Consider the following 25,485-nt stretch of genomic DNA (forward strand, 5'->3'; position numbering starts at 1 on the left):
CAATGCACAATTTATAATATAATTAAAATAGGCTATTTAAATTCAAGTAGCTAGGCTTACAAAACTTTTCCCTTCTTCACATTCTAGGCACCGTGTTAAGCGTATTCGTTATCTCAATAAACTAACAATTATTGCCCCTAAAGATGCAACCGCGGTGCCAATGCCGATCCAACTTTGGGCAGTTAATCTTTCCCTTTCTGCTCGTTTAGGGATCAAGATTTCTGCTCCAGGCTTTATAATTGGATTGTTATTGAAGAAAATAAATTTTCCAACTGCCGCTGCAGATCCATTAGCATATTTAACATATACCCCAGATTTCCTAGCATTCGAAGTAAATCCACCCGCACCGTTTATATATTGTCTTAAGCTTTTTCCTGGTAAATAAACAATACTATTTGGATTAAGTACCTCCCCAGTAACTTTAACAGTTTGCAAAGTTCGAGGAACACGAATCACATCGCCGTCCTCAACAATTAAATCATATTTTGAGTTAGGATTAATTAGAATCTTAACCAAATTTATACCTACTAAATCGCTTTGAATCAATTTTTGTTCTACATCTGCAGCAATGGTATCTTTTGTGCCAGCTTCTTGTGCCCTTTTAAGATTTAAGAATTTTTTGTCTTCTTCATCTTTGTTGTTAATCGCATTCTTATCATTTGGATTTACCTTTTCAGCACCTGGCCTTTTTAAAGAAGCTCCATCAGGGTAAGCAGATGAGGTTAAACCTCCAGCACGTTTAATCAGCTCAGAAATTTTTTCGTCCTTCCTCGTGATGGTATAAGTGCCTGGATAAACCACTTCACCCTCCAATTTAACCTGTTTTTGGATGGAATAACCTTCAGAATTGCGAATAGATATAATATCAAATGGTTTAAGAACAAATGGCTCTCCTTCCAGTTTTAAGTTTTGATCTACACTCACCGTAAAAAGCTCAGCAGTTCTTGAGGAAGCAACAGTAGCCTCACTATTTTTTACTCTTCTAGAGATTTCTACACGACTAGGGGTTGCGCCTTCCTTAAAGCCTCCAGCCAGTTGGATAACAGATTCCAAGGTCATACCGTCTGCATACTCAAATGTTCCAGGCGCACGAACCTCACCCTGAATACTCACTTTGTACTCATCTCTTAAATCGAATAACGAACTAATGGTAATTTTATCTTCTCGTAATAAAGGAATATCTGTTTCTGTACCCGCAATAATTTTTGCTACATCGAATGAAATTAGAGATTGTGTGTTATCTGGATTTAACCTATTGATATACCCACGATTCAAGAAAGCATCTTCTGTTAATCCATCCGATTTATTAATCAGCCCTCTTAAAGTCAAACCCTTTTCAAGTTCATAAACCCCCGGGCGGAAAACAGCACCCAAAATTTCTACGCGATTTTGGAATCGATCCAATATGGCTTCGACAATATATTTATCTCCATTTTGTGGTTGGTAAGTCGAAAACTCTGCAGCAGCAATATCTATAATTTTACGGTCTTTATCTGTATTCTGAAATGCTTTAACTTTTGCCGTATATGCCTGTGTAGTAAATCCACCTGCAAAATCCAACACATCTTTTAAAGATTCGCCATTTACAACTTCGAATAATGCAGATCGCTTAACTTCTCCTGTAATTTCAACTCTTTTGTTGAATACAGGAACATTAATTACATCTTGATCTTGAAGTCTGATGTTATTTTGCTGAATGCCTTTTAGGAGAAAGCTGTAGATATCAATTGTAGAAATGATCTTATTGTTTCTAATCACCTCAATTTTTCTAAACGAACCATTTTGCGCCGGTCCACCAGATGCATAAAGCGCATTATAAACTGTCGACAGAGAAGACAGTGTGTAGGTTCCTGGCTTTACCAATTGTCCGGTTAAGGTTACTTTAATACTTCTAATATTACCTAAATTAATGGCCAAACTGGTTCTGCCAGAACGTAAAGAAGGATATGTTTTAGACATTGCGGCACTAATTTTCGAGGTAGCTTGTTCAATGGTTAAACCGCCAACTGATATCCTTCCAACATATTGTAGATTAATAATTCCATCTGCGCTTACCTGAAGATTATAACTGGCTTCATTATCACCAGTTAAATCAATCAATAATTTATCATCTGGCCCGATCACATATCCTTTTGGCGTAGCGATTCGAAGATTTGGTTCAAATGTTATATTTCCATTTCTGAACAGCTCAGAGCCAAATACTTTTGGCCCGATTTCTTCATCAGAAATTTTTTTCTCATTATCAACCTTTCCACCATCTGTAGTCTCGCTCATTTCGCGACCCGTACTCGTCGGTTTATCATCAAGCTTTACTGCCGTCCCTTGTTTACGGACCTTTTCCACTCTTAACCTAAGCTTTTGAATTTCATCTGCCTTCATCCCTTGAGCAGCAGCCATTTGCTCCAATTGAGCATCATTATATCCAACGGATTCAGCCTTTTTAATCATTTGAAGAATCTGCGCATCAGATAATTCGTCTACTTTAACATTAGAATAATTCTGTGCAACAGAAGTAAAACTGATGAAAAGCGATAAAAAGATTAGGGATAATAATATGTTTATTCTTTGTTTCATAGGTTTCCGATGTAATCGGCATTGTTATTAATTAGCTCAGCTTGCTAACATGTTTTTTTTATTAAGACTTATAAATCTATTCAAAATAGTTTAGTGTTCTAAAGCCACCCTGTTTCAAATACTCATCTTTCTTCATCAAATGAAGATCTGAAATCACCATATCTTTTACCAAAGCTGGCAAATCATATTTGGGTTCCCAACCCAGTTGAGTTTTTGACTTTGTAGGATCGCCCAAAAGCAAGTCCACCTCAGTTGGTCTAAAATACTTAGGATCAACTTTAATCACTGTTTGGCCGAATTTTAGGTTTTCAGAATTTAAACCCAATTCTTTTACTTTCTCTTCATCAATATCGATAATCACACCCTTTTCATTTTCATCCTTGCCGCTAAACTCAACTTCTATGCCAAGTTCTGCAAAACTCATTCGAACAAAATCTCGAACAGTAGTAGTTACTCCGGTTGCAATCACATAATCTTCAGGCTTTTCCTGTTGAAGAATCAGCCACATTGCTTCGATATAATCTTTCGCATGCCCCCAATCTCTTTGAGCAGACAAATTACCTAAATATAGACATCCCTGAAGTCCTAAAGCAATTTTAGCGGTAGCTCTTGTAATTTTTCTGGTTACAAAGGTTTCTCCTCTTAATGGACTTTCGTGATTAAAAAGGATGCCATTACAAGCAAACATATTATAGGCCTCACGGTAATTTTTGGTAATCCAAAAGCCATATATTTTAGCTACCCCATATGGTGAACGAGGGTAAAAAGGAGAATTTTCATCATAAAAACCCTTATCGTTTTTATTTTCAGGCATCCCGCCGTATAATTCTGAAGTAGAGGCTTGATAAATTCTAGTTTTTTTCTCCAGCCCTAAAATTCGTACTGCTTCTAAAATTCGAAGTGTACCTATTCCGTCTACATTTGCTACATATTCTGGAGAATCAAAGGATACCATTACATGACTCATTGCGCCCAAATTGTAAATCTCATCAGGTTGAGTTTCTTGTATAATTCTAATGAGGTTGGTAGAATCAGTCAAATCGCCATAGTGTAATTTAAAATGTACATCTTTCTCATGCTGATCTTGATATAGATGATCAATGCGATCGGTATTGAAGAGAGATGATCTTCTTTTTATACCGTGTACAAAATATCCTTTTTTCAATAAAAACTCAGCTAAGTAAGCTCCATCTTGACCAGTAACTCCTGTTATTAAGGCAACCTTCATATTAACAATTCATAGATTTTTAAGCTTGCAAACATACACAATAATTTAAATGTAACGAAACTGTCATGTATTAACAATCGATTAAATTAAGGATTAGTATTCTGTTTTGGAGTAAAAGCTTAGAGCCTTGCATCTGCAAAATCTCTATCGATAAACGATTTCGTATCAAATATAATGGCTGCATTATTTTTGAAAATTGAAAAATCTAAATCCAAAAACTGTTTATGCGCTACGGCCAATATAACAGCATCATAAATTTTAGATTCTGGCTGACTAATTAAATCAATTTTATATTCTTGTTTAACTTCTTCAGCATTTGCCCAAGGATCGTAAACATCAACCTTGATGCTAAAAGATTGCAATTCTTTATAAATATCAACCACTCTGGTATTTCTCACGTCAGGACAATTTTCCTTAAATGCAAAACCCAAAATCAACACTTTAGCATTTTTGATGGTTTTATCTTTGGCTACCATCATTTTAATCACCTTGTTCGCTACAAACATGCCCATATTGTCATTAACTCTCCTACCGGAAAGAATTACTTCTGGTTTATAACCTAAAGATTCTGATTTATGGGCCAGATAGTATGGGTCTACACCGATGCAATGTCCGCCAACTAACCCCGGCTTATAATTGAGAAAATTCCATTTAGTAGAGGCTGCCGCTAAAACATCTGAGGTATCAATATTCATTCGATCAAAAATAAGCGCAAGCTCATTTACAAAGGATATGTTTACATCTCTTTGTGCATTTTCTATGGCTTTTGAAGCTTCAGCCACCTTTATACTAGGTGCCAAATGGGTTCCTGCAGTTATAATGGAAGAATAAAGATTATTGATTTCTATAGCAATCTCTGGAGTAGAGCCCGAGGTAACTTTTTTAATTTTGGTTAAGGTATTAACCTTGTCCCCTGGGTTAATTCTTTCTGGAGAATACCCACAAAAGAAATCGAGGTTATATTTTAAGCCAGAGATTTTTTCCAATACTGGTACACAATCTTCTTCTGTACAACCTGGATAAACAGTAGACTCATAAATTACAACATCCCCCTTTTTTAATACGATGCCAAGCATCTTCGAAGCATTTAGAAGTGGCTCTAAGTCGGGACGTTTTAAATGATCAATCGGTGTTGGGACGGTAACGATATAAATATTGCAGGTGCTAATATCGGGCAAACTCGAACTCAGTGAAAGTCCGTTTGTGTTGGAAAATGAGGTAGTTACTAATTTTAAATCCTCGAGATTAGCTTCTCGGGTATTATCAGAAATACGCTTTAATTCCTTAATTCGATCTTCGTTCGTGTCAAAACCAACGACATTGTATTTTTTGGCAAATTCTATTGCAAGTGGTAAACCCACATAACCTAAACCAATAATCGCTATTTGTTTTTTTCTATCCATTTACTTCAATAATAGCAAAGATAAATAAAATCATGCGCAACTCGCCCAAACCGTCAACTCAACTAGAGCACCCCCCTCAGTCCGCCACCACAACTGGAGCGCACCCCTCAGTCCGTCATCTCATCTGGAGCACACTACTCAGTCCGTCATCTCGACTGGAGCGCAGCGAAACGGAGAGACCTTTGAACCTAAAAACAAACCATACCTATTTAAAAAGATTTCTCTACTGCGGTCGAAAGGATGACATCGATTTCGATTTCTCGATTAGAGTCCACATCCCTCAGTCACCACCAGAACTGAAGCGCACCCCCTCCAGTCCGTCATCTCGACTGAAACGCAGCGAAACGGAGAGACCTTTGAACCTAATAACAAAACGTAAACCCCTTAAAAGATTTCTCCGCTACGTTCCGAAAGGACAATACCAAGAAACCGCCATCTCGACTGAAGCGCAGCGAAACGGCGAGACCTTTGAACAGAAAAACGAAGACCTCTTTAAAAGATTTCTCCGCTGCAGTCGAAAGGACGATATCGATTTAGATTTCTCGATCAGAGTCCACACCCCTTAGTCCGCTACCACAACCGGAGCGCACCCCTCAATTCCGTCATCTCGACTGAAGCGCAGCGAAACGGAGAGACCTTTGAACCTAAAAACAAGCCATGTCTTTAAAAGATTTCTCCGCTACGGTCGAAAGGACGATATCGATTTAGATTTCTCGACTGGAGCGCAGCGAAACGGAGAGACCTTTGAACAGAAAAACGAAGACCTTTGAATTCTACCATGCCAATATCTCGGGACATAAATCTTTCCATCCTTTATTTTTTACATTAATTAAGTTTTCTTTTTTCGACCGGCTCCATTTCTTCAATTGCTTTTCTCTATTTATAGCCTCCTCAATTGAAGGGAAAATTTCATAATAAATACAAATAGATAAATTGTATTTGGCAGTAAAAGATTTGGGGTCAACTTTATCACGATGCTGAATTATTCTAATCTGTAAATCAGATGTGACACCGATGTAAAGAGTTGTCCTTTGATAATTAGTCACAATATAAATACACCCTCCTCTCTCCATGTTATTTTTTGTTTTAGTTAGTGTAATATAGCAAAGGTTTTTTGGAAGAAAACGATATTCTATTACTCCTGAAAATATTTCACCACACTCTTCAGTTCGTAATCTCGACTGAAGCGCACCCCTCATTCCTTCATCTCGACCGGAGCGCAGTGGAACGGAGAGACCTTTGAACTTAAAAAAACATACTCCTTTTTAAAAGATTTCTCCACTGCGGTCGAAAGGACGGTATTGAATTCGATTTCTCGACTAGAGTCCTCTCCCCCGGTCGCCACCACAACTAGAGCGCACCCTTATTCAGTCACCACAACCGGAGCGCACCCCTCAATTCCGTCATCTCGACTGAAGCGCAGCGAAATGGAGAGACCTTTGAACCCAAAATAAATCCATACCTTTTTAAAAGATTTCTCCTCTACGGTCGAAAGGACGATACCAAGAAACCGTCATCTCGACTGGAGCGCAGCGAAACGGAGAGACCTCTGAACCTAACAACAAACCGTGCCTCTTTAAAAGATTTCTCCGCTACGGTCGAAAGGACGATACCAAGAAACCGTCATCTCGACTGAAGCGCAGCGAAATGGAGAGACCTTTGAACCTAACAACAAACCATGCCTCTTTAAAAGATTTCTCCACTGCGGTCGAAAGGACGATATCGATTTAGATTTCTTGATCAGAGTCCACACCTCTCGGTCTCCGTCACAAGTCGAAAGGACGATACGAAGAAACCGTCATCTCGACTGAAGCGCAGCGAAACGGAGAGACCTTTGAACCTAGAAATATTTATGAAAAAAAAAAGGAAGCTTTAAGCTTCCTTGATTTAGATTATTTAATTTGTTTGAGCAGATAACTTCCATAACCACTTTTAACAAGTGGTGTGGCAATCGCTTTAAGTTGTTCTGCATTGATAAAGCCCATTCTATATGCAATCTCCTCAATACATCCGATTTTAAGCCCTTGGCGTTCCTCTATTATTTGAACAAATTGTCCCGCTTGCATTAATGAAGTAAAAGTTCCCGTATCTAACCAAGCTGTTCCTCTACTTAAAACCCCTACTTTCAATTTGCCACGTTCAAGGTAAACTCTATTTACATCGGTAATTTCATATTCACCACGAGGTGAAGGTTTAATGTTTTTTGCAATTTCTACAACTTCGTTATCATAGAAATATAATCCCGGCACTGCATAATCAGATTTTGGAGCATCGGGTTTTTCTTCGATAGAAATTGCTTTTTTATCTGCATCAAATTCTACTACACCATAACGTTCTGGATCAGAAACTTGATAAGCGAAAACCACACCTCCATCTGGATCAGAACTCGCCTGTAATAGCTTAGCCATACCATCTCCGTGGAAAATATTATCGCCTAAAACCAGAGCCACTTTATCTTTACCAATAAATTCTTCGCCAATAACGAAAGCCTGTGCTAGTCCATTTGGCTCTGCCTGCACGGCATAACTAAATTTACAGCCCAAAGATGTACCATCACCTAACAATTTTTCAAAATTTGGTAAATCATGAGGAGTAGATATGATTAAAATCTCTTTAATCCCCGCAAGCATCAAAGTAGATAATGGATAATAAATCATCGGTTTATCGTAAACCGGCATCATTTGTTTACTGCAAGCAAGTGTTAAAGGATGCAAACGGGTTCCGCTGCCACCAGCTAAAATTATACCTTTCATATTGTATGGTTAATCGTTCAAATTGGTTAATTGGTAAATCGTCTAAAATCAATTAGCCTTTCAATTTATCTATGCACGCAACAAGGCTGTCTCTCCAGTAAGGAATTTCTAAATTAAAGGTTTCTTTAATTTTAAATTTATCCATAACAGAAAAAGCTGGTCTGATTGCTTTAGTTGGATATTTAGATCCTGGAATTGGGTTTGTTTTAACTTTGGTTTCGCTGATATCGAATATCGCTTTTGCAAAATCGAACCACGAAGTTACGCCCTCATTGCTATAATGATAAATTCCGTATGCTTTGTTATCAGAAGCAATAATATCGAATATCGCATTTGCCAAATCAATTGCATAAGTTGGCGTACCCACTTGATCTGCAATAATATTCAATTCATCTCGCTCTGCGCCTAACTTCAACATCGTTTTCACAAAGTTGTTGGCATATTCAGAATAAAGCCAGCTTGTGCGAATAATTATATGTTCGGGCAAAATTGCCTCTACTGCTTTTTCGCCATCTAATTTGGTTACCCCGTAAACATTTATAGGTGTGGCAACATCATCTTCTTTTAAAAGTTTAACTTCATTTCCTTCAAAAACGAAATCTGTAGAAACATGAATTAATGTAGATGAATTTGCCTTACATACTTTTGCTAGATTTTCTGCACCTATTTCATTAACAGCCTTTGCCAATTCAACTTCATCCTCAGCTTTATCTACAGCCGTATAAGCAGCGCAGTTAATTACAAAAGCAGGTTTTTCTTTTTCCAATAAGGAATTTAAAAGATCGGGATTTAAAATATTCGCTTCCTGTTCTGTAGGAAAAACAATCTCATTAATTCCTCTTCGCTCTGCTACCGTTTTTAGGCATTGTCCTAATTGTCCGCCAGCACCAATTACTAATATTTTGCTCATTATAATGAAGAAAAGGAATTTAAGATTAAATCTTTATCGGAAATGGCTTCTTTACCTGCTGGGATTAACCAATCGATATTTAAATCTTGGTCATTATACATTACACCAACTTCTGATGTTTTGTTATAAAAATTATCACATTTATAAAAAAATTCTGCTGTTTCACTTAAAACAGAAAAGCCATGTAAAAATCCTCTTGGCACATAAAGTTGAAGTTTGTTCTCAGCACTTAGCTTAACCGAAATGTGTTTTCCATAAGTTGGAGAACCGGGGCGAATATCGACCGCAACATCCAAAACTTCCCCCTTTAAAACCCGCACCAATTTTGCCTGTGCAAATTCACCGCTCTGTGCATGCAATCCTCTAATTACACCGTATGATGAAAAAGATTGATTATCCTGAACAAATCTTCCCGATTGCCCCGTTTTTTCTTCAAAAGTATTTAAATTAAAGCTTTCGAAGAAATATCCTCTTGGATCTTCAAAAACTCTAGGCTTTATAATAACACAGTCTTTTAATCCCGTTTGCTCAATTTCCATTTCTAATGATTGTACTGTTTATCGTAATAAGATTGATAATTGCCCGAAGTTACATTGTTTAACCAGTCTTCGTTTTGAAGATACCAATCCACTGTTTTGGCTAATCCTTCTTCAAATTGCAAACTTGGAACCCAATCCAATTGATTCTGAAGTTTGGTAGAGTCAATTGCATAACGCAAATCATGACCAGCTCTATCCGTTACATAAGTAATTAATTTGGCAGATTCTCCAGCCTCACGACCAAGTTTCTGATCCATTATTGAGCACAATAGATTGATTAAATCAATATTTTTCCACTCGTTATGACCGCCGATATTATAGGTATCGCCAGTTTTTGAATTATGGAATATAACGTCGATTGCACGAGCATGATCTTCTACCCATAACCAATCGCGAACATTTTCACCTTTACCATAAACCGGTACAGGTTTGTTATTTTTGATGTTGTTAATGGCTAAAGGAATTAATTTTTCAGGAAAATGATGTGAACCATAATTGTTAGAGCAATTAGAAATTACGCAATCCATTCCGTAAGTATCATGGTAAGCTCTCACAAAGTGATCAGAACTTGCTTTAGATGCGGAATATGGACTATGAGGATCATAAGCCGTAGTTTCTGTAAACATACCTTCTTCACCTAATGCGCCGTAAACTTCATCAGTACTTACATGATAAAATCTCTTTTTATCGTAATCACCTTTCCAATATTCGCGGGCAGCATTAAGTAAATTTACTGTTCCAATTACATTTGTAATTACAAAAGCTGTTGGATCTGCAATTGAACGATCTACATGACTTTCAGCTGCTAAATGAATTACGGCATCAAAGTTTTCTGCTTTGAAAAGTTCGTTCATCGCTTCTGCATCAGCAATATCTTCTTTTACAAACCGGTAGTTAGGCTTGTTTTCAATATCGGTTAAATTAGCCAGATTGCCAGCGTAGGTAAGTTTATCAAGATTTACAATCTCATATTGAGGATAGTTGGTAACGAATCGGCGCACTACGTGCGAACCGATAAAACCTGCTCCACCGGTAATTAGAATTTTTTTCACAGTTAAAAATGATTTTCAGTCTGCTAAAATAACATAGATATTACACATAAACAACTTATTAGCCCTAAACGGCTACAACTTTATGCGAATTAGGGCTTCAAAGTCTAACCTATTTTTATTAATTCTAAGTTATCAATTTAGAACGCGGCTAGAAATTAAAAATAGAGCTTCCAATAATTTTTCCAACAGTTCATATTGTTCAAAAATGAATTTACTATCCAGCTGACTTATACTACTTCGATTACTTAATGCCGAATAAAGCCACTCTTGCATCCCAAATCTTATTACCCTCAAATTTGAGGAAGTTAGTGTTACACTTAGGTATTTCAATGGATTACTCTTTTCCGCTTTATCCAAACAACAGATTAAGGCATCAGAGTTTAGCAAATCAACTTGGTCAAAATCATCATCAATTGAATGTTGCTTTAAAGCAATTAAGTACCCCGAATGAAATAATTGAATCAACTGGTTATGAAAAAACAACAATTCGTTCCCATTTTCGTACCGGAGCTCTTCGGTTAATGCAGTCTTAAACCAATATTTAAGTTTTGCTTTAGCACTGATCAAATCATTTCCATTGAAGAAATTTTCTAATACAATTCTTGGGTTAGTAAGTTGTTCATCATTCAGCAGCAGCGGACAACTATTCTCAAATCCATTTATTTCGGTTTCATTTAATCTTCTTTCGGTTTTTAGCCAATGTTCTAAATAATCCAATCTCTTGCCAAAATTTCCAAAGCCTGGAAGTTCTTCAGCCTGCTCTATAATTAAATTGCCTTGAATTATCTTTGAAGAATCTTCCATAATGGATTAATTTAGTATTTTAACTATCTTTCGATGCTAAAACAAACATACACATTAGATATAAGTAAAATGAATTATAATTCCCTTTACTTAAATATAAATTTATAAATGACTGAAAATCAAAGACTAAAATTATTAATAGATAGACTAAATTTTAAAACTCAAAAAGAATTTGCAGAAAGTTTAAATATCCAGCAAGGATCACTTTCGGATATTTTACGGGAAAGAATCGGGATTTCTAATGCAATAAAAGATCGGCTGTTTTTAAAATTTAATGTTAATATAACTTGGCTGGAAGAAGGAACAGGAGAACCTTTTCTAAAAAAAGGACCAATCATTTCAGAAACCAAAGAGGGTGTACCTTATTTTGACATTAGCCTATCAGATACCGATACACTACTGCTAGAAGAAGACCAAGCAGATTATTTTGTAAACTATAAGCCGTTTAATGATTGTACTGCCTACTTACCTGTTTACGGCGATAGTATGTACCCAAAATATGCATCAGGAGAAATTATTGCCGTAAGGGAAGTCACTAACTACGAAGTACTGCAATGGGGAGAATCTTATGTTGTAATGGCGGATGAAAAATCAAATCACATGCGGAGCATTAAAATGATTTATGAGCATGCAGATAAATCAAAACTCATACTTCGATCTTCCAACCCAAATTTTAAGGGCGATACCATTATAGAGAAAAATAGCATTTCATCCCTATATATTATAAAAGGCAAAATAACTAGAAACCTAATTTAAGCTAAAGTTAGCGCTAATTTACTCAATGCTGCGTCATGGTTGTGCCTATATATCTCCGTGGTATAGGGCATGATAATGAATAGATGATGGCCTTTTGACCAAATTTGTAAGCATCCTAACAAGATATTACATGGCCTCTACAGCGCCTTCCAGTTCCTTATACCATTCTGCTCCATACTTGCGAATTAACGGCGTTTTCAAGAAACTGTAAACAGGTACTTTCAGTTCTCTACCAAAAGTACAGGCATCGTGGCATATGTGCCAACGGTCGTAATTCAATACTTCAAATTCTGGATATTTAGTAATCCTGATTGGGTATAAATGGCATGAAATAGGTTTTTGCCATTCCACTATTCCCTGCTCATATGCTTTTTCAATGGCGCATTTAGTAATCCCCCCTTCAAATAGAACGTAGGCACATTCTTTATTTCCATCTACACAGGGCGTTGTTAAATCTCCGTCCAAATCGGTTACATAAACGCCTTGTTCCTCAATTGCTTTGATTCCTTTCTCATTGAGCAAATGCTTAATTTTTGGATATATTTCTGCAAGTACTGCCGTTTCTTCAACATCTAAAGGTGCACCAGAATCTCCTTCAACACAGCAAATGCCTTTGCACTTACTTAAATTACATACAAAGTTCTCTTTTAAAACATCCTCGTGCACAAGCACCTGTTCAACTTCTATCATCATTTATTCTTTTGCTAAAGCATATTTTAAACCATCTGCAGATTTAAGCTCCATAGTAACAGCACCTACTAAAATTTCTACTTGCGCTTTTACGGGAACCCTGTTTCCATCATCCGTTACCCATAAATATAAGCGACTATCTTTTTTAAAAATTCTACCTGGTTTTATAGATGGGCTAAATTTTAAACAGCGAATGTTCCCAAGTTTGCACTTAACTGTTTCCTTACCAACATATTCTACTTCCAAAGCAGAAATTTCATCGCCTAAGAAATAGTTCAGTTTAAATTTATCACCAATCTTGATCTTCGCAATATCTAAACTTCTAGCAAAGTAATATGCAGAAACCAGATCGAAAGTTTGAGTGGTGGGCGTTGTAAAAGTTCCTCGGTTAGAGACTACTTTCTTACCATCCTGATTAAATCTTGCCTTGTCTTGTCTTTTATAACTGGCCTCTCTAATATTTTCCTGATAGAAATAGGGCGTCAAATCCGTTTTATCAATATAAGAATCGTAATGATCTCTAATTTTATAAAAAACATCGAACGTACCCGATGTCTGTGCATCTACGGTAAGTTTATACGTTGGTTTATTATCAAATTTCAAATCAGAATTGGTCACTTTTATGGTTGCTTCTGCCGCGGTGATAAAGCCATAGCGAAGCTTGTAACCTAAAACCTCCCCATCCTGAAATACGGGCTCCTTCTTCAGTGGCAACTCCTGCGAAAAAACTGGCATCGCACCTAAAGCAATAGCCAGAATTAAAAATAGTGTTTTCATTTGCTTGTGTTTTTCATTTGTGTTGATCTCTGTAAACATCTAAAAGATTAATTCACAATAATCAGTACGAAAGATATGCAAAAAGCAAACCAATTTTCACTAATCTTTTCTTTTGTAAACCGGAACTGTAGAGCAGGGCTCGCCAAACATAATACTTTTTACAACAGGTGTTAAAAGATTGGTAATCTCTACATAGGCAGAAACTGGAATATCTATGTCTCCACATCCTTTTACAACCACCCTTTCATTGGCATAAGTATTTGGGTCTATTTTGGATATGGCCTTTGTAAACATCACCGCTTCTAAGGTATCCAATCCACCAAATACAATCTCTTTTGCATAAGGCTTCATTCTATTCGCCAAAAGCATGTAAGCCCAAGTTGGCACAATTGCATCCGCAGAACAGATAATTGCTACATTTTTATCTTGATACTTAGACCAATCATAAGTTTTGATAAACTCGCGAAAATCCTTTTCCCTTAACATTAGTCCATGGAAAAGATTATCCTTAATATCATACAACACACGTTCTCCATGATCATAATAATCTTCTAGGTTTAAAGTGATTAAACCACTGCTTGCTACCTTATTGATGATGTTCTCTTGAATCTCCATAGCGTATTAATAAAAAAAACCGTCCAGACTTTAAGTCTAGACGGTTACAAAATTACGTAATTTCTAATTAATAGAATTTCACGCGATTGTCTTTTATCGTAGCATTATCTTGTAAAGCTTGGAAAGCTGCACCTAAAGAGCGCTGACCTAAACTTAACAACATACTTTCTTTCTGCTTAAACATATTTGCAATTGGAGCTGGGTTTGTAAATCCATCTACAGAGAATATGTAAACACCACGTTCACCATCAACTGGAGCAGAAACTTTACCCGGTTGAGAACCGAACACGCTACCAACTAATTTATTTTCTTGCGCTACTCCTGGGATAATTGGATTAGCAAAAACAATATTTTGAACTGGATTAACTGGACGGCCAACTTTAGATGCAATTTGATCTAGACTTGCTTTTCCAGCTTTATCGAATTTCTCTTTCAACATTTTAGCTTTAACCGCATTGCGAACCATTGGTTCAATTTCTTTCTTAACTGCTTCTAATGGCAAGGTACCCTTTGGTCTAACCTCAGTTACATGCGCAATAACGTATGAGTTTGTCATGGTGTAGATTTCAGGTAAAACATCACCTTTATCTGCAGCATAAGCATCTTGAATTAATTTACGAGGATTATCTAACCCAGCCGCAAAGCCTTGAGTTGGAGCAATTTTATCTGCAACTGAAACTTTTAAGCCTTTCTCTTGTGCGTATTTGCTAAAATCTTTTCCTTTAACATCGTTTAAGAAATTGCTAGCTGCTTTATAAGCCGCCGCTTGCGTTTTACTACTTGCACCTAAAGCTTTCTCTACATACGCTATCTTAGCCACTTTTGAAGAACCAATTTGCTTTTCGATTTTAATTACATGAATCCCAAATTGAGATTTAACCACTCTAATATCTCCTGCTTTACCATCGAAGGCAGCATTTTCAAATTCTGGAACCATAGCGCCACGAGCAAATGTACCTAGCTCGCCACCCTTATCTTTAGACCCATCAATACTGTAGTTCTTAGCTAGTTCTGCAAAGTTACCGCCTTTTAAAATTAAGCTCTTTAATGAATCTGCGAGTTTTACGGCTTTATCTTCGCCACCAACCTTAGCTGGATCAATTAATATATGACTTGCTTTTACAGAATCTGGAGAGAAACGTGTATCAATAACCTTAACTAATTTATAAGAAGTTCCAGTTAATTTAGGTCCGTAAAAACTGCCAGCCGGTAAAGCAAAAACTGCTGAATCTATTGCTGGATCCAATTTTCCTTTTGTTAAATAAGTGAAAGGAATTTTAACATCAGAATTAATCGCTGCGAAAAGTGAATCATTTGGAGCCACTTTAAAATTTTCTGCAATTTTATCAACCTGAGTTTTTACCGCCAATGAATCTGCAGCTGTTGGGCTAATGCTAAACGTTACATAATCAAATGAGCGAGTTTCTTGTGGATTGTTAAACCGTGCTTTGTTTTGATCGTAATATTCCGAATAGTCAGCATCGCTCAATTTAACCGAAGCATCAGGAATAGATGTATAATCTAAACTTACATATTTAAAGTTCGCCAGTTTGTTGCGGTTATTATATTCATCTGTTGCTTCTAATGAAGTTACATAAACCGAGTTACGGATTAAGTTAGAATACTTTTGCTGTAAGCTTTGGTTTTTAATCTCTTGTTGTAATAAGTTAGATTGGCTTACCGCTTGAGGTTCCTTAGATTTTAAGAAGTTCATTAGCGCAACGCGATCTACCTGGCCAGTTTGAGGATTAGAAAAATATTGCTTAATTAATGGGCTAGGATTTTGTCCTTGCAATAAATCCAATAATTCATCATCAGAAACTGTTAAGCCTAAACGCTCATATTCTTTATTTAACAATACACCTGCTAACTCTGCATTCCAAGCTTGGTCTACAGCCATCGCAGTCATCTGTGCATTTGCACTACCGCCATATTGTTGTTTAAATTGATTTAAATTCTGATCTACCTTTGGTCCGAACTCATCAATGCTGATATCTTTCCCATCAACCGAACCTACTGTTTTTTGGTTTGCTGCCCAAAAAGGTTTACCCACGTTAATTGCATCACCTACTAAAAATGCAACAATTGCAAAACCGATTGCGAAGACTAGTATATAGCCAGCACGATTACGCAAAAATGTCATTAATCCCATATTGTACTTTATAAATTTATTTAGTTTTTTTTAAGAGGGCGCAAGATACAAATTTGACTCAAAAAAGAAAACACAAAATTTTATTTATCAAGTGTTTAATTTTTAAGCAAATAGCTCTTGTAAAAAATGGGTGATTATTAGGATGAATAATGGATTGAATGATGCTCAAAAATGGCAAATTCTATCCTGCTCTAATTGAATCACTCAATTATTTAGTACACTCTAAGGCGCAATATTATCTTTTAAATTAACCTGTCCGTTGCCGTTACTAATTTTGTAAGTGCTAAAATCTTGAGGTGCTTCGAAATTAATGCCTTCAACAATATTTCCATCTACACTTTGCACTCTAACTTTTACCGTAGAATAAAAAAGCTTTTTGGCTTCATCCCAAATCAGTTCCTCTGATGAAAATGTATCGCCCTTATTGTTTTTAACGATTACGTTCTTCCTAAAAGTTGTTTTAAGCTCTTGATCTTTCCTTATCGCATAATCAGAAATTAAGGTACCATCAATAGTCCCGTTTTGAGCATTAAAGAAATCGATTTTTACACCATTCGGCATTTCCTGCTCCATACCACCAGTTGATGGCGTAATTTTAACGAGTATTGGTGCATTTCCACGAGCTTTAACCCGAGCAGAATCACTGTAAATAACCTCAAAACCTTTTGTAGTATCGCGGGAGAGTGTAATCTTCCCTGTCGCTACTGAGTTTGCATTTTTTAGGTCGTCATCTCCACAGGATGTCAAAAATAAAGACAAGCCCAAAAATGCAACATATATAAATGCGCTCAGTTTCATTAATCTACTTTATACTTACGGAACCAGGTATCGTTTAAGGTAAAACCTAAATGGAAATTGATGTATTGTTCTTTAACCAAGTTGTTGTTGAGTGTTCCCCTCTGACCAACTTCTGTTGTAAAGTTAATTTTATAAAATGCAGAACCAGCATTGGCAGAAGGCAATGGGAAACCAAAACCTAAGGAAGCACCCATTTGTTTAATATCCTGATTCGCGATCTGTATAAAAGTTTTATCGTAATTGAAACCTAAACGGTAATCAACACGTTTCATGTAGCTGTTGTATGATGAATAATCTGGAGTCCATTGACCGCCGATTGAAGCACCCCAACTATCTTGCAAGCCCTGGTTTACATTGTTAATGCTCACCGCCGACCATTTGCTCATTCTAAAATCAGCACCGATCATCCATTTATCATTCTGTTGAATTGCGATACCAAAGTTATGCGTTAATGGAAGTTTCAAATTTGATTTTCCATTATCAACTGCACTTAACGTATCAATCGCAGTATTTTCATTACCACTTGCATCATAAGAATATTGTGTAGCAAAGAACGATTGTGATGAACTGATTTTACCTGATGAACTACCAGAATAACCTAGAGTTAAAAGTGTTTTAGGGCCAACATTGATGTCGTATTGAACACCATAAGAGTAATTTAAACCACCTACACTATTTTTATTTTGCAATCTTGAGTTAATTGTTCCTGCGCCAACATATTCTGTAGAACGGGTAGTTTGTAGATTTCCAAAAATGTATTCTAAGTTACCACCAATTCTTAAATGATCGCCGAAGCGGTATCCGTAACCCAAATAAGCTTTTGATAAACCACCTTCACCTTGGTAAATCTGATCTACAGACATCGTATCAACCTTTACACTGTTTCTGTAGCTATAACCAAGATCCGAGTAAGGTAAAATCCCAAAACTTAATGCTGATCTTCTGGTTACCGGCGCTGCAAAAGCCAAATGACTAAACGTAGAGTTGAAGTTACTTTCGGTTGTACTTCCTTTTGATAAGCTACTTAAACTTGCGCTCATACCAATATCAATGGTGGTTAAATTGATCCCTGCGTAAGATGCTGGGTTTTGCATATTGATGTAATTAAAGCCCGAAACTTTGTTTACTGCAGTAGAAATACCACCCATTGCTCTAAGTTGAGGCAATAACGAACCTTTGATATTTCCAAATCCATATCTAGAATAAGGTGATGACGTGGTAACCTGTGCCTGAACACTTAAACCACAAACAAGAACGAGTATGGCTGTAATATAATTTATTCTTTTGTACATTTTAATCTGCAATAGCTTCATTTAATCCTTTTAATACTAGATAGGGATCTTTACTAATTTGAGGCGCAAAGATGCTGTTTTGTAATTGCTTATACAAAAAATTAGCATCACCGCCGGTAATTATCACCTTTAAAGTGCTTTCTTTCTTATTATTTAAGGCAATAAAGCCTTCAATTTCATTTATTATTCCCTGCAAAACCCCATTTTTTATTGCATTTTGGGTATCTGTTCCATCAGGAATTTCTGCTTCAGCATCCCAATCTACCATCGGCAACCGACCGGTAAATTGATGAACAGCTTTAAATCGCATCGCAATCCCCGGGCTAATACTTCCACCGAAATATTCGCCATTGCTGGTTAATAAATCGTAAGTTATGCAAGTGCCCGCATCAATAACTAAACTGGCCGAATTTGGAAACAGTGAATTTGCGCCCAAAACTGCCGCCCATCTATCTAATCCTAAAGTAGCGGGGGTTTTATATTTATTCTGTATCCCTTTTGTCAATAACGTCGAAAATCGGGTATAAGTTGTATGTTGTTTTAAGAAGTTTTCTAGCAGATCTACTTCTTGTTTTACGGTACTAATGATAGATTTCTGTGGCGAAAATGCTTCGACAAGTTGAGCTAAATCATTAACATCAATGGTTTCCAAACGTTGATGATGTACCATTTCAGAACCTGCAAACACTGCAAGTTTAGTAGAAGAATTGCCAATATCGATGCTTAATCTATTCATTTAACATCTTATTTTTGGTAATAAAAAACTCATTAAAATCAATTGCAAATCTTTCGAAAAAGCCATTAACCCAAACTTCATGGCACAAAGCTATTAATCTTTAGCAAGTTTCGTTCTAGTATTTTGTTAAAAAAGGTTAAACAAACAGAAAATACTGCACCGAAAGCACAAACAAAAGAAACAGCGTTTCGTAAAACCACCGCTTTTTTGCATTGCTAAAATAGTAGGCCAAAAGTACAGCACCAGGTGGTACGCAAAGTAAAAAATGCCAAATACTGAAGTTCGGTTTAAGATAAAAACTCGCTCCTGCAACCAAAAACATAAAGAATAACATTTGAAAGCCCTTTCTGGTACTGATAAAGCTTCTAAAAAAATTCTCTCTCAGCTGTAATGATGCCAAGATGATGATGATAGCCACAGGAATTAAAACCAGATAATCGTTATAATTTATTTTGAATACCGAAGGAAATTTATTGCCCAAGGGTTTCCAGATTTGATAAAACGAACCCAAATTATTGTTCCAATAATAATAAACAGCTACAAAAAAGAATACGGTGATAAATCCAATTAAGCCGGCAATCCACTCTCTCCAATTAAAAGAACGAAATAATAGCAATGCGAGAAAAATCATCAATAACGTCGCCATGAAGGGAAAATAGATTAATGTGCCCAGGGCGATAATCATTCCGATATCAAAAACAGTGGTGATGGAGTTTGCGCTCTTAGCCAGTTTTAAAAACTTATCGATTACCCAGATCAGCAAGAAATTACTAATTAAAGCTGGACTTAAAACCATGAAATCTAAAAACAAACTTGTCCCTGCGATGTACATTAATCCCGGCAAAAAGCTTGGTTTGGCCAAAAGATTATGGTTGTTAATTACCCTATTGAAGATTAAGGCCTGAATATAGACCAGTACTGTTGCAATGAAAATATTGGTTATTGGCGTAAAAGCATTTGAGAAATCTATGTTGATTAACGGTCTGGCAAAAGGCTCTAAGAAATCGAAGTTCAAATGATCTGGAACCCGATAAAATATTACTGCACGCATAAAGAATGCATAGGCAAGCAACAAAATGAGGTTAACTGGATTTAACTTTCTAAACTGATTAATCATTCCTATTGATAGAGTGGACAAAAGTAAAGAAAATAATTTAAGAGTATGAGGAAAGCAGAAACGCCAAACTTTTATTATTTGCAGATTTAAAGTCCGCGGTTCAATAGGACGAGATTGCTCCATAAGAGTTCCTCTGGAATAAATCTCGACCAACAATTAAAAAAGCTTATAGATTAAGGCTTCCTAGCGTATTTATACTCGCTAGTCGGGATTTTGGAACTAAGGATTTGTAATCCTTAAAAGCGATTACAAGCTTAAAACAGTACAGGAAGATTTGGCAAGACATTAGGATCAGAATTTTATTTGAAATGGCTTAATACTCGCTAGTCGGGATTTATAATCCCGTCTTTAGAGCTAAGGATTTGTAATCCTTAAAGCGGTTACAAGCTTAAAACATTACAGGAAGATTTGGCAAGGCATTAGGATCAGAATTTTATTTGAAATGGCTTACTTCCTAGCGTACTTCTTTACCATATCATCAATAATCTGTGCAGTTTCATCAGGAAAATTGAAAGTATGAGTTTGCGGTTTTTCAACCCAATCCTTAATAATCGGAATCCATTTTTTATTGCTTCCCCAAATTACAGGTAAGCCAAACTGCTTTAACGCATAAGCATTACATTGTTGCTCAAATTGGAAACGCATTGGTGCAACCAATAACTTTTTACCCAAAAAAAGTGCTTCTGCAGGACCTTCAAAGCCACCGCCAGTAAATAAACCTGCGCAAGTTGATAAGCTTAAATTAAACTTTTCATTATTTACAGGCTCTACCAAAACATTGGCTTCTTTATAGCTTTCCTTATTATGTTTAGAAAAAACCTGCCATTGAACATTAGGAACCTGAGAAAGTATTTTCACCAATCGTTTATCATCTATCGCTGGAAGATAAACGGTGTAATGCCCCAAATTTTTACTTTCCATTTGGCGAATTTCACTGCGAATTACTGGCGTATGAATAAAACTATCGTAGCGATCAAAGTGGAAACCGATGTGGTAGGTTGTTGGTGCATAATGACTTAAAATTACCTTTCCCCAATCGATGGTTTTTGGGCGAGGAACTTTCTTGGATTTAAATGCGGCCTGATGGCTCAACGAAACACAGGGAATGCCTTGGAGTTTGCATGCCCAAGCACTTACAGGCTCAAAATCATTTACAATTAAATCGTATTCTTTAAGCGGGAGTTGTTTCATATCTTTTCTGAAACGGAAAAGATTCATGCTTAACCAGGTTTTAAAATGATCTACCCCACCCTTTTTACCAAAGATAAAACTGAAACCATGCAATTGATATTTTATCGGCTGACTTAATTTAACATCTGCCTGCGTTCCGCTAATTAAAATATCGAGTTCGCCGTATTTCTGCAGTAAAGGAATTATTTCCCTTGCTCTGCTTACGTGCCCATTGCCTGTGCCCTGTATTGCGTAAAGTATCTTCATTTATGCCCGAATATCTAAAATTATTAGGCAATTTCATATTTAATATTTTGTAAAAGTAAATTTATATCCAGTTTACTTTTTAAATCTTCCGCATCAGATAAAATTCCATCATCAACTTCATCCTTTACAAAATCCTTCTGATCATATTTAAAAACCTCCCAATTTTCATCATTATATTCCAAAGCTGTTAAACTTTCAACCCAATCGCCACTGTTTAAATAGGTAACTTTTCCCACTTCAGAAATAATTTCTCTTTTTTCTGCTTGATGAATATGCCCACACACAACATATTGATAGCCCTTTTCTATGGCTAATTCTGCCGCGGTTTGTTCAAAACTGTTTATGAACTTAACCGCATCCTTAAATTTGGCTTTGATTTTTTTGGAGAAACTCATTTTTTCCTTCCCAACAGCTTTTAAAACCCAGTTTACAAAACTATTTATAAGAATTAAGGTATCGTAACCCACTGCTCCCAACTTGGCCAACCATTTGGAATGTTGCATGGTTACATCGAAAACATCTCCATGGAAAAACCAGGCCTTTTTACCATCAAGTTCTAAAATCAGCTTATTTTGAAGATGAAAGGAGCCCATTTCCATGCCATCGAATTTTCTCAACATTTCATCATGGTTTCCCGTTAGATAATGAACTTCTACACCCTCTGAAACAAACTTCATCAGTTTTCGGATCACCTTCATGTGAGATTCTGGCCAATAGCTTTTGCTAAACTGCCAAATATCAATAATATCGCCATTTAGTATGAGCCTTTTGGGTTTGATGCTCTTTAAATATTTTAAAAGCTCTTTAGCGTGGCATCCATAGGTACCCAAATGCACATCGGAAATTACGACTACATCAACATTTCTTTTATCCATAACCAATAATTTTAGGGGGGAGAGAATTTGATACCGCTTGAGTGAAGCAGTTTAGAAATATAGAATCTGAACTAAATATCCTCTTCCTCATCGACTGTTAAATCGAATGGGCTAAAGAAATATAGAACAATAACTAATAAACAGATGGCAAAGAAAGATTGTAGCATATCCGTAAGTTTTAACAAAGATAGAGCCAATTAAATTACCTGATTGTTAAGTAGTTGTTAAATTTTTGTCACAATAGGTAAAAGATGTTAAAACGAAGTATTTGGTGACATTGCGTACAGAATTCAAACAAAAAAAGGCCCAAGTTATTTAAAACTCGGGCCTTTAAAATTAATTTATTTAGAATTAAGCTTTAACCGATTTTTTCTTCTTCTTATTTTCAGAATAAAAACCGAAGCCTAAACCAGCCAATAGTAAAATTGAACCGACTAATGAAATTTTCTCACCTGCATAGTATGAAGTTGGGTGGAAAATAAATTCAAGCTTGTGATTTCCTGCTTCAAGTTGAGCAGCACGTAGAACATAATCAGCTCTGAAATATGGTTTTTCTACGCCATCAATATACATTTTCCAGCCCTTATTGTAGTAAATCTCAGAGAAAATTGCAATGGCATCTTTTGCTGTAGAATATTCATACGTTAAGTGGTCAGGATTATAGTTTGTTAATTTAATAAAACCTTCTACACCTGTACCAAGGCGTTTCGTATCGATTAAGCTTTTAAAGCTCTCATCTACAATTGCCTCCTTTTTAGCATCGAAACTGCTAATTGCTTTCATTTCCTCATCAGAATTTTTAGCAAACTGAACACTTTGAACAAACCATGCGTTACCACATGCTGTTGCATTACGTTGCATTTTGTAAGATCCGTTTTGCTGATCTTGAGTAATGATGTATTTTGTATTCAACATATCCAAAACATCTTGATTGATGCTTTTTGTTAATTGATTATCGACCAGTTCTTGAAAACGTTTTAATCTAGCTGAATGGAAACCGCCCACTGTTTTATGGAAGTAAGAGGTTTCTGCACTTTTAAAAGGATCGCCCAGCGATAAATCGAAAACTCTAAAATTTGGATCTTTATCTGCAGAAATGAAGTTATCTACATCTCTTGGCTGGTAATGATTCTCAAGTTCAGATTTATTAACGAAGTTTTGGTTGCTTAAATAACGGCGGTCAACTTGCCACATATCGATTAAAATTGCAAAAACCAATAAACCAAAGGCCAATTGCATACCCAATTTTTTGGTGATAAAAGCCCAAGTAATTCCAAAACCAATCGCCAAGAATAACAATGTACGCAATGCATCTGCACGAGCCAAAGCAACCCGATCAGAAATTAAAGCATTGCTAATCTGCTCTGCCGCACCTCTATTATTCTGCAAAGTTTGAGTTAACGCATCGACCATTTGTGCTTGATTCGAAGTTGTAAAACTGAAAAATGCAGTAGGAATGATCGCTATAACTAAAGCAAAACCACCAGTAATTGCTGCAGACCAGGTTAAACGTTGCACAAGATATTTTTGATCGTACTTACCATCCTGTGCTTCTTGAATGGCAAGAATAGCTAAAAAAGGAACCAATAAACCTACAACGGCAAGAATAGATTCTACTGCTCTAAATTTATTATATCCCGGGAGGTAATTAAAGAAAATATCTGAAATATATGGGAAGTTAGATCCGAATGAAAGGAACAACAATAAAATACTTGTTCCTAAAATCCACCATTTCCAACGGTGTTTTACAATGAATAAACCGAATACAAAAAGTAAACAGATAATGGCTCCAAAATAATAGGGGCCAGAAGTTCCGGGTTTATCTCCCCAATATTGTTGTGCACCCAAGTTTTGAGCAACATAACCAATAACCTGACGAGGATCTACACCGGCAAGATTTTTTTCAACAGCTTTATAAGTATTACTTTCTGGTTTAACCAATTCATCAATACTGGTAGCGCCACCATATAAATTGGGGATTAGGAAAGTAAAACTTTCGCCAACACCTTGGCTCCATTGGTAAGCATAAGCCTTATCTAAACCGGTAGCAGGTTCAGCTTTATCTGTAGTTAAATTAGATTTGCCACGGATGGTTTCTTTACCATATTCGTAAGTGGTCCAAAGGGTACCTGCGTTTACCAAAACTGCCAAAAACAAACCAGCAATTACATAAGCTGCTGCTTTACCAAATGCTTGTAACTGCTTTGCCTTGTAAGCATGATAGAGTTCTATGCAAGCAAAAACAAATAAGGCAATAAATAAGTAATAAGTCATTTGGATATGGTTAGAACGGATTTCTAAAGCCATAAACAATGCCGTTAAACTGGCACCAACCAAATATCTTCCTCTTAAAGTGAGAATAATTCCTGCCAAAATAGGTGCAAAAAACCCAATTGCAAGCGCTTTATTACTATGCCCCGCAGCAATAATTATAAAATTGTATGATGTAAATGCAAAAGCTATTGAACCCGCAGCCGCAAGCCATGGATTAATTTTGAGTACACAGAATAACAAATACGCACCCAAAAGATATAGTAGAACTGTACCTACCGGATCAGGAAAAACACCTTTAATTACATCGATACCATAAGTAGTGATGTTTAATGGATACTGCACCCAAATTTGATAGGCTGGCATACCGCCGAACATTTGATTGGTCCAAAGTGGGCCTTTTTGTCCGGTCGCTTTAATATCCATAATCTCTTTCTGCATGGCTTTTGCCTGCAACACATCGCCTTGTTGCGGCGCTTTACCCTGTAAAACAGGACTGAAGTAGGCAAAACAAATGACTACAAAAAATGCAATGATGGCTAAATGAATGCCATTTTTATTAAACCAGTTATTCATTAAGGTTTGTTTAAGTTTAAACGAACGTCAAAAATAAAAAATTGAGCGGGATAAAAAAGGAATAAATTAAATGCTTCGGTAATAAAAAAATTAGATTTGTATAAACGATTCCCTATTCAACTGTTTTATT

General features: G+C 36.3%; 21 protein-coding genes. 1 reads left to right on the forward strand and 20 read right to left on the reverse strand.

Features of this window, described 5'->3' with window-relative positions:
* Positions 1–108: 108 nt before the first annotated feature.
* The 9 genes from H7U22_RS09060 to H7U22_RS09100 form a co-directional block, all read right to left on the reverse strand.
* Positions 109–2,574: an SLBB domain-containing protein gene (locus H7U22_RS09060; RefSeq protein ID WP_187071040.1), complete on the reverse strand. Its 2,466-nt coding sequence runs from the start codon at positions 2,572–2,574 to the stop codon at positions 109–111.
* Positions 2,575–2,650: 76 nt separating this feature from the next.
* Positions 2,651–3,802, reverse strand: coding sequence for a GDP-mannose 4,6-dehydratase (gmd, locus tag H7U22_RS09065; RefSeq protein WP_187071041.1), 1,152 nt, complete (start codon positions 3,800–3,802; stop codon positions 2,651–2,653).
* A gap of 119 nt (positions 3,803–3,921) precedes the next feature.
* Positions 3,922–5,205, reverse strand: coding sequence for a nucleotide sugar dehydrogenase (locus tag H7U22_RS09070; RefSeq protein WP_187071042.1), 1,284 nt, complete (start codon positions 5,203–5,205; stop codon positions 3,922–3,924).
* 773 nt (positions 5,206–5,978) lie between these two features.
* Positions 5,979–6,278 (reverse strand): GIY-YIG nuclease family protein, encoded by a 300-nt coding sequence (locus tag H7U22_RS09075; RefSeq protein ID WP_187071043.1) that lies wholly within the window; start codon positions 6,276–6,278, stop codon positions 5,979–5,981.
* 819 nt (positions 6,279–7,097) lie between these two features.
* Entirely contained in the window at positions 7,098–7,958 is an 861-nt protein-coding gene (rfbA, locus tag H7U22_RS09080; protein ID WP_187071044.1) for a glucose-1-phosphate thymidylyltransferase RfbA, read from the reverse strand.
* Positions 7,959–8,010: 52 nt separating this feature from the next.
* On the reverse strand, positions 8,011–8,868 hold the full coding sequence (rfbD, locus tag H7U22_RS09085; protein ID WP_187071045.1) for a dTDP-4-dehydrorhamnose reductase: 858 nt from the start codon (positions 8,866–8,868) through the stop codon (positions 8,011–8,013).
* Positions 8,868–9,407 (reverse strand): dTDP-4-dehydrorhamnose 3,5-epimerase, encoded by a 540-nt coding sequence (gene rfbC / locus H7U22_RS09090; RefSeq protein WP_187071046.1) that lies wholly within the window; start codon positions 9,405–9,407, stop codon positions 8,868–8,870. Before rfbC ends, rfbD begins: the two co-directional genes overlap by 1 nt.
* Before the next feature lie 2 nt (positions 9,408–9,409).
* A complete protein-coding gene (gene rfbB, locus H7U22_RS09095; protein WP_187071047.1) occupies positions 9,410–10,459 on the reverse strand; it encodes a dTDP-glucose 4,6-dehydratase in 1,050 nt (349 codons plus the stop codon).
* 132 nt (positions 10,460–10,591) lie between these two features.
* Positions 10,592–11,263, reverse strand: a complete 672-nt coding sequence (locus H7U22_RS09100; protein ID WP_187071048.1) for a hypothetical protein — start codon at positions 11,261–11,263, stop codon at positions 10,592–10,594.
* 108 nt (positions 11,264–11,371) lie between these two features.
* On the opposite strand from H7U22_RS09100, the gene H7U22_RS09105 reads away from it, so the two are divergent.
* Positions 11,372–12,019 carry a LexA family transcriptional regulator gene (locus H7U22_RS09105; RefSeq protein ID WP_187071049.1) on the forward strand — a complete coding sequence of 216 codons (648 nt, stop codon included), beginning with the start codon at positions 11,372–11,374 and terminating at the stop codon, positions 12,017–12,019.
* Positions 12,020–12,145: 126 nt separating this feature from the next.
* Here H7U22_RS09105 and H7U22_RS09110 read toward each other — a convergent pair whose 3' ends face one another.
* The 11 genes from H7U22_RS09110 to H7U22_RS09160 all read right to left on the reverse strand — a co-directional run bounded on the left by H7U22_RS09110 (position 12,146) and on the right by H7U22_RS09160 (position 25,355).
* Positions 12,146–12,709, reverse strand: a complete 564-nt coding sequence (locus H7U22_RS09110) for a DUF3109 family protein (protein WP_187071225.1) — start codon at positions 12,707–12,709, stop codon at positions 12,146–12,148.
* A 3-nt stretch (positions 12,710–12,712) separates the two neighbouring features.
* Positions 12,713–13,486, reverse strand: coding sequence for a DUF3108 domain-containing protein (locus H7U22_RS09115; RefSeq protein ID WP_187071050.1), 774 nt, complete (start codon positions 13,484–13,486; stop codon positions 12,713–12,715).
* A gap of 99 nt (positions 13,487–13,585) precedes the next feature.
* On the reverse strand, positions 13,586–14,101 hold the full coding sequence (locus tag H7U22_RS09120; RefSeq protein WP_187071051.1) for a DUF2480 family protein: 516 nt from the start codon (positions 14,099–14,101) through the stop codon (positions 13,586–13,588).
* Positions 14,102–14,168: 67 nt separating this feature from the next.
* Positions 14,169–16,253, reverse strand: coding sequence for a peptidylprolyl isomerase (locus tag H7U22_RS09125; RefSeq protein WP_187071052.1), 2,085 nt, complete (start codon positions 16,251–16,253; stop codon positions 14,169–14,171).
* Positions 16,254–16,475: 222 nt separating this feature from the next.
* Entirely contained in the window at positions 16,476–17,051 is a 576-nt protein-coding gene (locus H7U22_RS09130) for a hypothetical protein (RefSeq protein ID WP_187071053.1), read from the reverse strand.
* A complete protein-coding gene (locus tag H7U22_RS09135; RefSeq protein ID WP_248284709.1) occupies positions 17,051–18,343 on the reverse strand; it encodes an outer membrane protein transport protein in 1,293 nt (430 codons plus the stop codon). Before H7U22_RS09135 ends, H7U22_RS09130 begins: the two co-directional genes overlap by 1 nt.
* Position 18,344: 1 nt before the next feature.
* Positions 18,345–19,079: a type III pantothenate kinase gene (locus H7U22_RS09140; RefSeq protein ID WP_187071055.1), complete on the reverse strand. Its 735-nt coding sequence runs from the start codon at positions 19,077–19,079 to the stop codon at positions 18,345–18,347.
* Between the two features lie 136 nt (positions 19,080–19,215).
* Positions 19,216–20,196, reverse strand: coding sequence for a DUF6427 family protein (locus H7U22_RS09145; protein WP_187071056.1), 981 nt, complete (start codon positions 20,194–20,196; stop codon positions 19,216–19,218).
* A gap of 447 nt (positions 20,197–20,643) precedes the next feature.
* On the reverse strand, positions 20,644–21,633 hold the full coding sequence (locus H7U22_RS09150) for a glycosyltransferase family protein (RefSeq protein WP_187071057.1): 990 nt from the start codon (positions 21,631–21,633) through the stop codon (positions 20,644–20,646).
* Positions 21,634–21,656: 23 nt separating this feature from the next.
* Positions 21,657–22,508, reverse strand: a complete 852-nt coding sequence (locus H7U22_RS09155; protein WP_187071058.1) for a UDP-2,3-diacylglucosamine diphosphatase — start codon at positions 22,506–22,508, stop codon at positions 21,657–21,659.
* Positions 22,509–22,859: 351 nt separating this feature from the next.
* Positions 22,860–25,355, reverse strand: coding sequence for a YfhO family protein (locus H7U22_RS09160; protein WP_187071059.1), 2,496 nt, complete (start codon positions 25,353–25,355; stop codon positions 22,860–22,862).
* Between the last annotated feature and the right edge of the window lie 130 nt (positions 25,356–25,485).

This window comes from Pedobacter fastidiosus (genome assembly GCF_014306625.1).
In the GTDB taxonomy this organism is placed as follows: domain Bacteria; phylum Bacteroidota; class Bacteroidia; order Sphingobacteriales; family Sphingobacteriaceae; genus Pedobacter; species Pedobacter fastidiosus.

Bases quoted from the DNA above. Each gene is read 5' to 3' on its own strand.
- H7U22_RS09145 (WP_187071056.1), bottom strand. From the start codon at position 20,196: ATGATTAATCAGTTTAGAAAGTTAAATCCAGTTAACCTCATTTTGTTG.
- H7U22_RS09110 (WP_187071225.1), bottom strand. From the start codon at position 12,709: ATGATAGAAGTTGAACAGGTGCTTGTGCACGAGGATGTTTTAAAAGAG.
- H7U22_RS09135 (WP_248284709.1), bottom strand. From the start codon at position 18,343: ATGTACAAAAGAATAAATTATATTACAGCCATACTCGTTCTTGTTTGT.
- H7U22_RS09155 (WP_187071058.1), bottom strand. From the start codon at position 22,508: ATGGATAAAAGAAATGTTGATGTAGTCGTAATTTCCGATGTGCATTTG.
- H7U22_RS09100 (WP_187071048.1), bottom strand. From the start codon at position 11,263: ATGGAAGATTCTTCAAAGATAATTCAAGGCAATTTAATTATAGAGCAG.
- H7U22_RS09115 (WP_187071050.1), bottom strand. From the start codon at position 13,486: ATGAAAACACTATTTTTAATTCTGGCTATTGCTTTAGGTGCGATGCCA.
- H7U22_RS09150 (WP_187071057.1), bottom strand. From the start codon at position 21,633: ATGAAGATACTTTACGCAATACAGGGCACAGGCAATGGGCACGTAAGC.
- H7U22_RS09160 (WP_187071059.1), bottom strand. From the start codon at position 25,355: ATGAATAACTGGTTTAATAAAAATGGCATTCATTTAGCCATCATTGCA.
- rfbA (WP_187071044.1), bottom strand. From the start codon at position 7,958: ATGAAAGGTATAATTTTAGCTGGTGGCAGCGGAACCCGTTTGCATCCT.
- rfbC (WP_187071046.1), bottom strand. From the start codon at position 9,407: ATGGAAATTGAGCAAACGGGATTAAAAGACTGTGTTATTATAAAGCCT.
- H7U22_RS09125 (WP_187071052.1), bottom strand. From the start codon at position 16,253: ATGGGATTAATGACATTTTTGCGTAATCGTGCTGGCTATATACTAGTC.
- H7U22_RS09075 (WP_187071043.1), bottom strand. From the start codon at position 6,278: ATGGAGAGAGGAGGGTGTATTTATATTGTGACTAATTATCAAAGGACA.
- H7U22_RS09070 (WP_187071042.1), bottom strand. From the start codon at position 5,205: ATGGATAGAAAAAAACAAATAGCGATTATTGGTTTAGGTTATGTGGGT.
- H7U22_RS09105 (WP_187071049.1), top strand. From the start codon at position 11,372: ATGACTGAAAATCAAAGACTAAAATTATTAATAGATAGACTAAATTTT.
- H7U22_RS09140 (WP_187071055.1), bottom strand. From the start codon at position 19,079: ATGAATAGATTAAGCATCGATATTGGCAATTCTTCTACTAAACTTGCA.
- gmd (WP_187071041.1), bottom strand. From the start codon at position 3,802: ATGAAGGTTGCCTTAATAACAGGAGTTACTGGTCAAGATGGAGCTTAC.
- H7U22_RS09120 (WP_187071051.1), bottom strand. From the start codon at position 14,101: ATGGAGATTCAAGAGAACATCATCAATAAGGTAGCAAGCAGTGGTTTA.
- H7U22_RS09060 (WP_187071040.1), bottom strand. From the start codon at position 2,574: ATGAAACAAAGAATAAACATATTATTATCCCTAATCTTTTTATCGCTT.
- H7U22_RS09130 (WP_187071053.1), bottom strand. From the start codon at position 17,051: ATGAAACTGAGCGCATTTATATATGTTGCATTTTTGGGCTTGTCTTTA.
- rfbD (WP_187071045.1), bottom strand. From the start codon at position 8,868: ATGAGCAAAATATTAGTAATTGGTGCTGGCGGACAATTAGGACAATGC.